The sequence below is a fragment of the Flavobacterium sp. Leaf359 genome, from assembly GCF_001423985.1.
Classification (GTDB): Bacteria; Bacteroidota; Bacteroidia; order Flavobacteriales; family Flavobacteriaceae; genus Flavobacterium; species Flavobacterium lindanitolerans.
Window position 1 is genome coordinate 307,744 of the sequence record NZ_LMPW01000002.1, and the last position, 13,434, is coordinate 321,177.

The 13,434-nt window shown below is 41.5% G+C and carries 3 protein-coding genes; all 3 read right to left on the minus strand.

All coding sequences use genetic code 11. The features are described from left to right. Positions 1 to 9,568, minus strand: a 9,568-nt coding sequence (locus ASG38_RS03995) for a SprB repeat-containing protein (protein WP_082482146.1), incomplete at its 3' end; no start/stop codon positions are given. Between the two features lie 33 nt (positions 9,569 to 9,601). Continuing rightward, entirely contained in the window at positions 9,602 to 11,506 is a 1,905-nt protein-coding gene (locus ASG38_RS04000) for a type IX secretion system membrane protein PorP/SprF (protein ID WP_056067372.1), read from the minus strand. A 4-nt stretch (positions 11,507 to 11,510) separates the two neighbouring features. After that, a partial coding sequence (locus ASG38_RS04005) for a gliding motility-associated C-terminal domain-containing protein (RefSeq protein WP_082482147.1) occupies positions 11,511 to 13,434 on the minus strand: 1,924 nt, incomplete at its 5' end.

Consider the following 13,434-nt stretch of genomic DNA (forward strand, 5'->3'; position numbering starts at 1 on the left):
TAAGGTTGTTAAACGTGTTTGATGTTCCGTAGGCGAATGCAGGCGATATGGCATATTCAATCGTTCCCGTTCCACCGGTAGCGGTTATTTCAATACTTCCTGTAGTATCTCCAAAGCACAACACATTTGCTGTTACACTAGGAGTTGCAGTAATTGGCAATAAATTGTCAATTGTGAAAGGAACTTGTTTTGTACAGCCATTCGTGTGCTGTACATAAGCGGTATGCGTTCCCGATGGTACATTCGTAAACGTGTTGGAAGCCACATAATTGATTCCGTCTAAAGAGTATTGGACATCACTTACAACTTCAATATTTACGGTTACTGTTACGATGTTTCCAGGTACATTATTCGTACAATTCGGCTGTACTGATACGGCTGGAATTACTTCTACCGCCGGATCCATATATTGTTCTACAGGTGGATTTACATTACATCCGTTAGAATCTCTTACATAAATCAGGTATAGAGTATCCCCAACCAAATTCGTGAAGGTGTGCTGGTTACCCACAACAGGTACAAATGTAACGTTGTCAAGACTTACCAGATAATTTCCTGTTCCTCCTGTAATGCTGATTGCTATCGAACCATCGGCATCATTAAGGCATAGTTCCTGATTTACGGCATCTACTGTTGCTACAAGCGGAGCCGGTTCTAAAATGTCAATATTTAACAATTCAAAACAGCCTTTCTGGTCTTGAACAATGACCTCATAGCTTCCTGGAGGAAGTGCGTCAAATACGTTGTCTGTCACAAATTGGTTGAGGTTAGGAGATATTGCATATTGAATAATTCCTGTTCCTCCTGTAGTTTGAATTTCAATGCTACCGTTTGCATCTCCAAAACAAAGAACATCTTGCTTGATGTAGCTTACCGTTAGTTGGGCCGGGTCTGTAATATTAATGACAGACGATGTTTCTCTACAGTCAAGACTCACCACACGAACATAATAATTTCCTGCCGGAAGTCCGGTAAAACTATTTCCTGCTTGCGGTCCTGCCAGAACATTGGATGCTCCGTCTAATAATTCATACATGTAACTGCCTAGTCCTCCGGTTGCATTGGCTGTAATGGCTGCTGTCGATTCTCCCGAACAGTTTATTGAAGCGCTGCTCAGGTCCAGATTTAACTGTAAAGCCGGAACCGGCAATATGGTTACCTGATTTGTCAATACGGCCTGGCATCCGTTCGCATCCTTCACATAATATTGATAAGTGCCGGGACCTACAGTATATACTGAAGTATTTGAATAAGTTATTCCATCAGCACTGAACTGGTACGGTGGTGTTCCACCCGAACCGGATACGATGATTTCTGCCTGTGTTAAACAGGTCATATTGCTGTTTGCAGATAAAAATCCTTGTAGGGGAGTTGGTTCAGTGATTGTTAATGTTGGTGTTGTCAGGTCACAATTCCAACCATCAGTAATCGTGATGCTGTAGATTCCTGCTCCAAGTCCAGGGAATTGCGGACTTGTTTGAGGTCCGGAACTCAAAACAATTGTAGTTCCTGTTGCATCATAACGATTAAGGATGAATTGATAGCTTCCTTGTCCTCCTGCTACACTTAAGGCTTCAATCATGGCGGTAGTATCACCATGGCAAAGTACCTGGGTAACAGAGGCATTTATAGTAGCCGAGATAAGTGCCGGTTGTACTAATACAATTGTCTGGCTTACGATACAGCCTCCTGAATCTCTTACGGAGACAGTATAATTTCCTGCAGCCAAACCTGTAAAGGTGCTGTTGGCGGCATATGCCTGAATAGTTGTAGAGGTTGTATTGTTTACTAATTCATATAGATAGGTTCCCCATCCTCCGGTGGCAGAGGCTGTGATTTCTCCCTGATTGTTGTCACAGGTTACATTGGCAGTCTGGTTAGCGGTCAACTGTAATGGACTATCAGGAGAAGTAACGGTTACGGTGTTTGAGTCTTCCGTACAGAAAGGAGTATCAGTTGCCGTAACTACGACATGAAGGTTTCCTGCTGTCAGGCCGTTTATTGTAAACGGATTTACTGCTGTACTTCCGTTTCCTGTTGCTACGGTTGTTCCTGCTGTATTGGTAACATTGTAGGAATAAGCACCGGTGTATCCTGTTACATTAATGGTAAGGGTTCCGTCCGAATCTCCAAAACAAGTTACCGGGGTAGGATTGGATGCTATTACTTCAATCGTATCAAATGGCAGAATTTCGTAAGGAACGGTAAGCATATAACATCCCGTTACGTTGTCTTTGACCTGGAAAGTGTAGCTTCCGGGCTGTGTCAGTAGTAATGTAGCGGTGTTATTCCCCGGACCCGGAGTGACAGATGCCTGTGACCCTAATGGTAAGACATCAAAAGTGAAATCTCCGGAACCGCCTGTTACATTTATCTGTACAGATTCGTCATTGGTACAGGTAATTGCTGTTCCTCGAACTGCAGCAACTGCTGTTATTTCCGGTAAAGGATTGATAATTACCGTTGTGGTTTGCGTACAGTTATTACTGTCTTTTACTGTTACGGTTATATTCTGTGTGCTTCCATTGTCAACAATATTAAATGTGTTGGTATTTTGGAAATTAGTTCCATCAATACTATAGAAATAGGGAGCTGTTCCGGAAGGATTTCCTGTTGTGTCATTTTCAACAGTTACTGTAATAGTTGAAGTATTCACCACATTGGAAGTATTACAAGCAAAAGCCGTTGCTGAAGCACTGATGTCTAAAAGTGACGGTTCAGTGATGGTTACAGTTTGAGCATCTGAACAGTTTTTTCCAGACATTACAGTAACGGTATAAGTACCTGCTGCTAATCCGGTAAACACAGGAGAGTTCTGCGTTATAGCCGGATTGGTTCCGTCGTTAACCGTGTAAGTATAAGGCGGATTGTCGTTTGAAGCTGGTAATGTTATTCTAATTACTCCATCTGAACCACCATTACAACTTACATTGTCAGAACTTGTAGTGAAGGTTACCGGAGTAGGAACTTCTAATGAGATTGCTGCCTGTTCATTACAGTTTGAAGTCGTATCGTGAATTACTACAATATAATTTCCTGCTGCCAATCCGGTAAAGTTTGCCGTTGCCTGAGCAGCAACAATGGTATTGCCTGACCCGTCCTGAAGTTCGTATTCATAATTGCCGGAACCTCCAAAAGGAGTAACTGTAATTTCTCCATCGTTATTGGCACAGCTAGGTTGTAATGTGGCTGCCGGAGTAAGGTTTAACGGAACGAAAATTTGTAAGGTTTCAACATTTCCACAACCGTTGGCATCTTTTATCTGGATGGTATAATTTCCTGAAGAAAGATTATCATAGGTGAAAGATGCTGCTGCCTGATTTTGGAATGCTCCTCCGTTTATGCTATAAGAATAAGGAGCTACTCCGTTAACTGTTCTGTCTATCTGTATAGAAAAACTTCCTTCTGAGGTACCGCATTGGTTTGTAACAGAAGCAGTGATAACCGGAGTTGTATCAGTTGGTAATGTGATTGGTGCCGACTGAATACAGTTGTTCGCGTCTTTGATGTATACGGTATAGTTGCCACCTTCTGTATTGAAAACATTGGCAGATGTTCCTGTCCAGGTTGCCACAGTTGGTGCCGGACCTCCCGCAGCAACTAATTGGTATTGGTAAGGAGCCGTTCCGTATTGTCCTGTAGCCGTAATCTGTCCGGCATTGGTATTACAGTTGTCATTTTTGGTCACCGCGGCAGATACCTGTAATAAGTTGGTAGACTGGCTTATGGCAAATGCAGGTGAAGCATTGGTACATCCTGTAAAAGCACCTCCTACTTCTGTAAATAAAATATAATAGTTTCCAGGAGGCAATGTGCCAAAATTATTTACTGTAACAGGTCCTCCGGAAAGTCCTGTAGAACTGCCAGTTATTCCTGTACTTGTATTGGACTGCGCATTGAAAATTTCATAATTTACCTGAGTTGCTCCGGTATCATAATTGCTGAACGTGAATGAAACATTTCCGTTGGCGCTTCCTGTACATGAAACATTGCTTACGACGTCAAGTGTTGCCGTCAGGTTAGAAGGCGAATCAATAGGAAGGTTGGCCGATTTGAAATAGTAACATTGTGTCACTACATCATAAACCACAAACGTATAGGTTACTCCGGGAGTTAATCCTGTGAAAGTTGTTGTTTCAGGAGTTCCCGGGTCAGCAGGTTGATAATTGTTAGAATAAGGAATAGTATTGTATTCTAAAATTGCAAACTGGAAGTTACCGCTACTCACGGCAGAGGTTACTGTAATTTTAGCGGTTCCACCGTTCAAACAGTCTGTTGTCACAGCTGATACGTCTATTACTAAGTCATCTGGTGGTGAAGCAATAATGATATTGTTCCTGACAACCGAACATCCATTGGCGTCGATTACATCAACCTGATAGATACCGAAAGCCAGAATTTGGAAAGAATGGTCTTCTCCTGCCGTAGCATTATAACTATCAGAATAGCCAAAGTTATTGCTTACATGATAGGTGAAAGGTCCGGTTCCTCCGGCTAAATTTCGAACGATAATCTCTCCATAGGATGTTCCTCCCGGATTATTACAAGTAATGTCAACAGTTGAAACATTGTATGTAATAGCGTCTGGTTGTGTTAAGGTAATCGTTTCGGTATCGGTACATGAATTACTGTCGGTAATGGTAATCGTATAATTTCCTGCAGGCAAACCTGAAGTTTGTGAGCCAAAGTTTGTACCTGTAGTCGTATTTACTACAGAAATAGCTATTGGTGCTACTCCGGCGGTATTGTCTATGGCTACAGTAATCGCTCCACTATTATCGCCATTACACAGAATGTTTTGTGTTTGGGTTACTGAAAGTATGGAAGGATTCGACAGCGGTGCTATTGTTGCCATGTTTGTACGTACGACACAGCCAATGTTGTCTGTAATCTGGAACTGATATGTTCCCGGTGTAGCTGTAGTATAATTTATTACCGACCCAACAACCGGAGTAATGGCTCCGTATGATCCTCCGTTAACAGATGTCTGATAAGAATAAGGAGCTTGTCCGCCGTTGATAGTGATGTCTATTTCTGCATCTGGGCTGCTTGTACAATCCAGACCTTTATCCAACACAGAAACGGTTGTGAGTTGCTGATTTATTGTTTGCGTAACAGTATCGGTACAACCGTTTGCATCTGTTACTTCAATAGTATAGGTTCCCGGCGTCAGATTGGCAAATGTACCTGATGACTGATTGCCTCCCCCGTTTATCGTATAGGAAAAAGGCGCTAATCCCCCAGTTACGGCTACACTTATGGAAGCACTGTTTGTTGTGTTATAACATAAGTTTGAAGACGCGTTTACAGAAAGTACAGGAGGTGTTGCCACATTTATAGTGAATGTTTCTGTCTTCATACAGTTCATTGAGTCAACTATATAAACCACGCCAGTGCCAGGTGATGTAAGGTTGTTGAAAACCGGACTTGATTGATAGCCAATTACTCCGTCAGGTCCTACGAGCATGTACTGGTAGCTGCCCCAGCCGCCTGTTGCTGTAACAGTTACACTTCCGGTTCCTGTACAGGTAATTGGGCTTATGGTAAGTGTGGCGTCAAGCGCAGATGGCGGACCGTTGATTATCTGAGTTGCCGTAGCGGTACAATTAGTAGTGTTGTCGGTTACTGTAATTGTGTAAGTTTCAGGAGGAAGCGTACCTCCGGTTGAAATGTTATCTGCTGAAACATTGGTTCCGGAGGAAATAATTGTGCCAGAATTATTCCTGATGATATAGTTATATGTTGTCGTATATCCGCTTACAATATAATTCACAAAACCATTAGCTGTTGCAGGGTCAAAACAGATTGGATTTCCTTTTCCCACGATATTTACAGCAATAGGCGTCACCTGATTGATTGTGTAATTTCTGGTAAAAGAACATCCGTTAGCATCCGTTACCTTAAAAGTATAAGTTCCCGGAGCCAGCCCGGAAAATACAGCATTATTTCCATTGTTTGCTATTGCAGCCGCCGGTGCAGTGATTTCATAAATAAATGGTCCTGTTCCACCAGTTACTGTAAGAGTTACGTTGGAGGTCAAAGCAGGGCACGTTGGTGCTGTTGCCGCAAATTGGATATTTGTAGGAGGCGACAACGGACTGATTGTAATTGCGTTTGTTCTGAATGTACAGCCATTAGCATCTCTGACGGTAACAGTATAGGTTCCCGCTGTTAATCCGCTAAATGAAGTTGCAGTACCAAAATTAATTCCGTCAATGCTGTATTGATAAGGAGCTGTTCCGCCAGTTACACTTCCGGTAGTAATGCTTATGGTTGCACCATTAGTGATACAGTTGTAAGGCTGTGTTTGGGTTACATTTCCGGTAAGTGGTTCCGGTTGTGTCAATGTGAAATCAGTAGGGAATTCGCAGTTAAAAGTGGTATTTTCCTGAACAAAATAAGCTGTATAATTTCCCGGTGCCAGTCCGTTAAAAACACCGGATGTGCTGGTCGCGACTTCAAATCCTAAATCATCCCTCAATATAAAATGGTATGAAAAACCATTCGCATTTGTCACGGTATATCGTATACTTCCATCGTTGGCTCCGTTACATTTAATGTTTTCAAAACTTGTGGTAAATACAACGTCCGGTAGATTTTGAATGGTTACCGGATTTGATAATGCCGTACAGTTATTATTGTCTACCATAATGAAAACATAGGTTCCTTCCTCACCAAAAGGGATTTCAAAAGTATCAATACTTGTATAATCACCTGCTGCAGGGTTTTGCAATATTCCGTTGATGCTGTAAATGGCATATACATAAGGTGCTTCACCACCGGAAGGGGTCAATTTGATTTTGCCTGGAATACAGGTAATGTTCTGGAGAATAGTCGCATTCAGGTTAAGATTACTATTGTCCTGAATAGTAGTTGTGCTTGTAAAAGTACAGCCGTCATCAGTTCTTACTGTAACGGTATAGGTTCCCGGACTCAGATTTTGGAAAACATAATCATTGTCTGTGAGAGGTCCTACATTTAGAGTACTCGGGCCTGAGATAGAGTAATAATACTGCGGCCTTACATTTAGAGCCTGTAGTCTGATGCTTCCAAATCCGTTACAGGAAGTGTTTTTGGTGATAACGTTTACCTGGAAGTTCAGGTCTGATACGCCTATGTCAGTAATAACGAATACGCAACCATCCGTAACGCCCTGCTGCCTGATTTGCACCAAATAAGAGCCGGCCTGTGTAATCGGGAAAACCGGATTGCTTTGGTAAGGTACCAAAACAGTTCCCGTGTTTTGATCAACCAGTTGAAATTCGTAGGTTGAAGGTACGTTGGTTACTGTAATCTTTCCGGTAGTGTTACAGGTAATATTTTGGACGATGTGTTGTGCGTCTAAAAGGTTGGTATAAACGTTAAAGTAATATCTGTTGAAACAACCGTTTTGGTAATTGATGACTACGCGATATTGTCCTGCCAGCGTGACATTAAAATTGGTCCCGGTTCCTTGTTGGGTCCAAACGCAGGAAGGATTTTTATTAGCACAATTATCGATACCTACTGCCGGACAACTCGCTTCATTGAGTTTTTCCCAAATAATGCTGACGGCATTGGTAATGTTGGTCTGGATGAATCGGCTGTCGTTTAATCCGCATAAAAATATGTTAGGAAGTTGTTCTCCGTCGTTTGGACAGGTTACAATTTCATCTGCAAAAGGCAGTACCGGATTGGTTTGGTTTGTACCAAAACGGGTTACGGTGATGTATTCTGTAATTCCAATACAAGGTGGAGTAGGAGTGTTAACTACATAGTACTGTCCAGGATTGGTTACCGTAATACTCTGGGTGTTTCCGATAACTGCACCACTGGCGTTATGCCATTGATAGGAAGCATAACCGGAACCTGCCGTTAGTACTACCGAAGCACCACAAAGAATTTCGGTTCTTCTGAAAGCACATTCATCAATATCAACAAGGAAGTTGGCAGGACCAGGTATTCCCAATCCGCAGGAATCCAATCCGGCAACGCTAGGGTCGTCTGAGATAACATTGGCATTCAAAACACCACGATAAGTGGTATAGGCCTGGTTCTGTATAATGTTAGAACAGGCATTGGTTAGTTCACTGCACGTGTTTACTATCTGAACACGAATCTTGATAGTATAAACAGGGTCACCAATTTCAACAAGATTATTTGGTACAGTAAAAGTTACCTGTCTTGTAGCCGGGTTATAAACATAAGTCACACCCGGAGCTCCACTTAAGTCGATGGAGTTAAAAAAAGTATTTTCAGGAAGTATATCCCGAATGGTAAGATTTTGTGCATCGTCATTTCCAATGTTTTGGAAAGTCACGACATAGTCTAAAACCTGGCCAAGAGTAACATCGGCTCCACCTATATCGTTACCGCTAATGTCTCTTACAGTCTTGACTAATTTTATTTCGGGTTCAATAACTTCAACGGCAAAAGAGGCCAGGAAAGTTCCGTAAGAATCTCCTGAAGTTGTCATCCTCAAAGTAGCTCCTGTTTCATTGTTGGGTAATATTCCGTTTAGCGGATTGGACAGGTTGAGCATGTCCAGGTCGAGCCCTAAAGTATTGGATCCAAACGGATTCCTGGTTGGAACCGGTGCGTTATTGTTGGTGATTGAAGAATTGAAAAAGTTATTTGCAGGATTCAGCGTGTTGGAAACATCTGTAAAAGCGGCAACGGAATTCGCTTTAATTTTAAGCCTGTCTCCAACAATTTCGAAATCTCCTTCCAGGGCACCTACACCAAGTTTAGCGCGAACAGGGAAAGGAGGAGGTAAGGTAACAAATCCGTTAACATTAATGTCTGCAGTTACATTTCCCTGTACTCCAACATATCCGTCAAAAGTAGAGATGAATTTTGCCGGCATGGTAGGATTTTCATAAATGATAACCATTACCCAACCAGCAGAACTACCTCCTATTCTGCGACCTTTAGCTGCTCGTAGGTTGGCCAGAGTATATGTTCCGTTTGGATTTGCCAATCCTCTTACCAGGTTAGTCACATTTTTATAACATATAATAGGGGAATTTTCAAATGAAGAAGAAACATTAGAAGCATTGTAACCATCAAATATGATAGCGTCTTCATCCCCGGCCGGATCAGGATTATTATCTGCTGTCAAATCTATATATGAACCGCCCGGCAGTTTGAACTTAACCTGATTCCAGTCATTAAATCTTGGAGTTCCCTGCCATGCAGAGTTTGAATTCGTACTTCGTTCAAACGGATAGGCTGAGGCCCAATATAAACCGGCATAAACTATTTTAGAACAAGTTCCGGTAAGAATTAAATCTGCCGAACTTGAACTGAATGTTGACGGATCGCCATCAATATCAATATATTCCATATTAAATCTGTCATTGGCAAGTGGTCCGTCATAAGGGGTGTTTGCTTCGCTTGGGTTAGTTGCTGAAGCCCTGTTAACGATATTGTTTCCAACGAAAATGATGTCTCCTTTTACCTTTAGGTTTCCATTCTGGAGCCTGGGCGAAAATGGGACGGCTACTTGTGCCTGAGCGCTAAAACAGGCAAGAATAAGACATCCGAGCAGAACGATTGCCTTATGAAAATTGTTTGGGAGCTGGTGCATTGTTTTTGTTTTTAGTGGTATTTGTTGTTTTGTTTAATTGGTGTTAATGCTCATTATCCAAATGGGATCAAAGTAGGAGTTATCCACATTTGAATAATAAGAAATTAAGGCTTCTTTCCATGAAGAATGCTTTTTCAGGTAGACATATCTGAAATTGTTTTTAGGGTTTATAAAATAGCTGGTTTCAATACCTCTGTTTTTCATTTTCTCCATAAACTTTTCGGTATTTTCCTGTGCTGCAAAAACATTAGCTATAATGTAATAGCCTGTTTCCAGTCCTGCTACTGATAGTTTATTGCCTTTCTTAGGAGCATCCCGAGGTTTTGTTGTTTTCCTGGAATAAAATTCCTTGATTTCTTCTTCTGTCCTGGCGCTTATCTCTCTTTGCGCTTTTTCGTTTTTGAGGAACTCTTCTACGGAACCTTCCCGGCTGTCTTCTGTTTCATCATTTTTGTTTTTGGAATTAGTATCAACGTTCTTGTGGTTCTCATTTGGCCCGAGTTCTTCGGGATTATCTACATGGATGATGTAGAGGTCTTTTTCCTTGCCTGATTTTTTCTTTTCGTATGATTTTAAGGCTTCCGGAAGCGATTCATAGCGTTCTATGACATCTTTGCCGTCAGCAGATTTTGCTACGACATAATATCCGTTTTCGGCATCCTTCAAATCCTCCATGGTTTTTGGAACGATCTTTTTACCGGTTTTTGATTTACGGAGTGTAATTGGTTTGGCAGTGGCCTCTTTGGCTGCGTTTTCTCTTTTGACATAGTCCATCAGGTTTTTTACCTTCTGCTCAAATTCTGCCTTGCGGATATTCTCCAGTGAATCTTCCTGCATCAGCATATCCAGAAGATGCATGTTGCTATCATCCATTTGCAGGCGTAATTTTTCCAGTTCCAGTTCTTTGTCAAATTCAGGTTTTCCGTCTTTTGGTTTTTTTGAGGCTATTTTTTTGTCAATCGCTTCAATTTGGGACAAAGTATCTTTTGCAGTAAGTGTTTTTTTATGGGCCAGAATTCTGTCCTGAAAAGAAAAAATCATGGTGATTTCATGGGTAGGACCCAAATTAACAAGTCCTTCCTTGATAGTCCTTTCGTAGGTATAGCCTAAAGAAAGTCTTTTGGTGAAATGGAATCCCAATCCAACACCAACACCATAAAAATCATCAATCCCGGTTTGGAACCAACCAAATCTTGGGAAATCTACAACTAATGACCCGCCCAATCCCAAATCATTTTCCTGACTTACTTTTCCACGAGCCATTAATCTGAAGCTGCTTCCTTCAAAAAGGTCTGTCAGTGAACTCATTTCATGCGAATACATTATATGGGCTGAAAAAGTTTTATCGGAATAATCTTTTGCCAGTTTGTTGGATTTGAAATCGTAATCGATAAAGTTTTCGGCATAGACGCCAAAGTTAAAATTGCGATAGCGGAAGTTGAAACCCGGCTTGACGCTAAACAGGGAATTGTTACGCATGGCTAACAATATCGGGTCCGGTTCTTCGGTTACTGTCCTGTTTCGGTCTACCCCGCTGTTGTAATACGCAAAATTAAACCCAAGGGTAAGGTCCATATTTTCATTCAGCTTCACATTGTAGGCATAGTTTGCAATTCCGCCAAAGCTTACAATTACGCCCAGATTTTGCTGATAGAGCCCAAAACCAAATCCGGCTCTGTCCGAAAATTTTCCGGTATAGGCAAGCATATATACTTTTGGCGAATCTTTAAACTGTATCCATTGGTTTCTGTGGTATAATGAAACATACGTATTGTCTTCTCCAACAAAAGAGAATGTAGGGTTCAACAGGAAGCGGTTGTATTTTAAATTATTCTGTGACGGTATGTTAAAAGTAAGCACAGGGGTATCCTGCGCTTTTACAGAAGTAAAGGCGATGCAGAAAATAATAAAAGATAAAGCAAGGTAATTTTTAATCATTTAATTATTTTACAATTGTTATTGAGCCTCGTTCTGTAATCTTGTTGCCTTCCATGATAGTATAATAGTACACGGGGTTTTTAAGGGAATAGGTAAAGGAGCTTTCCGGCCAGTTATTTAAATATCGTGTAGACCTGAAAACAATAGCACCGTCAGGTCCGTAAATGACCACTTCAACATTTTCATTATTGACATATTTGGTAGGCAGGTTCCAGGTGTCGTTGATTCCGTCGGCATTTGGAGTTACAACATTCGGGATGGCCATCATGTTGTTTTCCATTCCGGTAACTACAAATTCTTTGGTCACCTGGCATTCACCCACCTTGGCAATAAGTTTGTAGGTTCCGGGTTCTTCTATTGTTACAGAAGGGCCGTTGGAAACTATTTCATCGTTAAAATACCATTCATAAGTATGAGCACCGCTTGCTGTCAATGTAATTGATGTGCCCAGTATAAGGGTGATGTCTCTTGGGGAATCGACGGTTATCTGTGACATGTCAAACGGAACGACTTCAAGTGTGTTTGATGTAATTGTGCAATCCAGATAGCTTACAACCAGAAAGTAATTTCCGGCACTGTTTACAGTGAGTGAGTTTTCAGTTCCAATAACAGTTCCATTTCCTTGTCTGTACCATTTGTAGGTATATTCAGGACTGTTGATATTGCTTCTTATCGTAACAGCAGTTTCGGATGAACAAAGGATATCGTTTGTAGAGATAACCACTTCATTGGCAAAGCTCAAATTGACAGTAATGGCATTTGATACAATGACAGCATAATCAGGAATCGTAACCTGTAAGGTATAACTGCCCGTATCGTTATGATTGTTCAATGTCAGTGTCATTCCAGTCGCACCTGCTACCGGTTCGCCATTTCTGAACCATTGATACTGGTAATTGTAGGTGTTGTTTAAAATGCTGATTGGACCGTCTGGAACTACAGCATTAAACGAAGCAATCTTTAATGTTGCCGTAGTACTGCCGCATTGCTGGAACTCACTATTAGTAGCTATGGCGATATTCATTTCATTAGGATAACGCAGATTAAAAACGGTTTCTTTGATAATCTCGCATCCTTGTGTCTGTTTTACAACGGCTTTATAATCGCCATCCCTGTTTACGGCAAAAGAACTACTGCTTGAATTGCTTATCTGTATGTCATACCGGAACCAGTCGATTGCAGGCTGAAGGGCATCTGTAGTTACGGAAAGGGTTTTGACCTGACCCGGAATAATTGTATCATCCAACGGACTGTTTGGTGTAAGATTAAAATCGCTTTCCCGTATTTCGAGAGTATTGGATTCGAATGTACAGCTTCCCGTATTCACAGAAAGTTTATAGTTTCCTGTTTCTGTGGCGGTAAAGTCAGGGTTGTTTCCTGTTCCGATTTCATCACCGTTTTTGAACCAGGTGTAAGTATAGGAGCTATTTGAAAAATTACTCTGAATTATCACCTGTGGATTTTCAGGGCACAACTGTCCAACGGCTGTAATAGCCAATGGCTGACCTGAGAACAGATTTACGGTTATGTCATTGGAAAATACGGGTGCGAAATCAGGTAAAGTGATTTGCAGTTTGTAGATGCCATTTTCAGATGGACTGCTAAGCGTTAGCGATGAAGCGATAGCACCAATTACAGGGTCGCCATTTTTGAACCACTGAAAAGTATATCCGGAAGTGTTATCCACAGGAATAGTTCCTGATGGAGTAGTAGCAATAAGGCTGGTCAGACTTAATATGATTGAGGTACTGGAACATTGCTGATAATCAGAATTAGCGCTGATGGTGCTTTCAAATCCGGTTGGATATTCCAATACAAATACTTTTTCGGCAGTGGCATTACAGCCTTGCGTCTGGGTAACCACGACCTTGTAAGTGCCGTTTTGTGTAGCCGTATAGCTGCTCTGGTTGGCTCCCGGAATCGGGTCG

Excerpts from the sequence above, each read along its gene's own strand:
- ASG38_RS04000 (WP_056067372.1), bottom strand. The coding sequence starts at position 11,506 with ATGATTAAAAATTACCTTGCTTTATCTTTTATTATTTTCTGCATCGCC.